1 protein-coding gene is annotated in these 1,380 nt (G+C 48.6%); it reads right to left on the reverse strand.

Annotation, left to right across the window (positions count from 1 at the left end; translation table 11 throughout):
* Positions 1 to 279: 279 nt before the first annotated feature.
* Entirely contained in the window at positions 280 to 1,239 is a 960-nt protein-coding gene (locus AB0I71_RS32525) for an alpha/beta hydrolase (RefSeq protein WP_357591196.1), read from the reverse strand.
* Between the last annotated feature and the right edge of the window lie 141 nt (positions 1,240 to 1,380).

A 1,380-nucleotide genomic window follows, 5' to 3' on the forward strand; every position in this document is an offset into this window, starting at 1 on the left:
TGCGATATCTCCTAACGTTTTGCATATTCATGGGGAGGTCCAGACGTTATGCCACCGCAAAATATTATCCAGAACGACTATTCCGTCACAACCAGAAATAAATATATTAATTGAATAACAAAAAAAAGAAAGAAAAGCACCGCCAAAACGAGCGATGCCCTAGGAGAATTCCGTGAAATAAAAAGGTGATGGCGAAATGCAGTTTTTATAACTCCATGTGGACACACTCACTTATTCATCACATTAAAAATAAATACTGCTTAAAAGATCCATTCACCCTCAGTTCATGTAATTATTGAACCAGTCCAACATCAGCTTTGGCTCGCGTTGGAAGTACAGATAACCATCCCAGCGGTGGGTGGTATTACGGATCCAGTGCAGCTGTTTCTCTTTAACCGGCATGCTGTCGAAAATGTTCTGCACATCGGATGGCCGGGTCATCACGTCGTCATGTACCTGATAGATGAAGGTGGGAACGCTGGTGTTGGTCCGCGCAGGCACGGAAGGATCCATGTCATCCAGATGGAAACTGGTGACCATCGCCAGACGTTCGTCAATTTCATCAAGACGGTCCGGGATACCGGCCAATTCCGTCGCGACGCCGACGGCGGCACGCATGGAAATCGGCTGTGGCATAACCACACAACGGACATCATTGAACTGCTCCGGATATTTCGCCATCGCAAAGAACGTCGCGTTACCGCCCATGCAGCGACTGAACAAACCGATTTTCTTTCCTTTCAGGTCAGGACGGCTGCGGACATAGTTCAATGACCCCACGACGTCGCGCGCTTCCAGCACGCCGATGCTGCCGATACCGCCGTTAGCTTCGCCGCTCAGACCCAGATTGCGCAGGTCGTAAGCCAGTACGTTGTAGCCTGCATCGTGCAGAATTTTATAGTCCGGCAGGAAGCTGAAAGCAAAATCGTTACCGCCTGCAGCGCCGATGGAACGCCACGGCTCGCGGTCGGCAGGCAGGCCAGTCCGGCTGCACCACACAGGGTGGTTACAGATGATGACCTTGTCGGAACCTACGCAAGGGATGAACCACGCTTCCAGCGGCACGCCGTCCAACGCTGGGAAAAAGACGTCTTCATACTGCAAACCGAAGTCAGTGGGTTTGCCGATGACCGGAGAACGGATAGGTTTACTGAAAATAGCAACCATGCTTTCAACGATGGCATCGGCTTCTTCACGGCTTGGCGTAGACGTTGTCTGTGTCATGATATTGTGCTCCATTTATAATATATTGGTTAAAGTGCATATTAGTTAATCAATAGTTCGCAGATGCGCTGTATTGCTTAGCTGAGATGGATACTAGTAAGGATATTGTTTGCGATAAATAGCAAAAATATAAACGTATTGTTTCACTAAACAACA

The organism is Micromonospora sp. NPDC049891, from assembly GCF_040660295.1.
Classification (GTDB): domain Bacteria; phylum Actinomycetota; class Actinomycetes; order Mycobacteriales; family Micromonosporaceae; genus Micromonospora.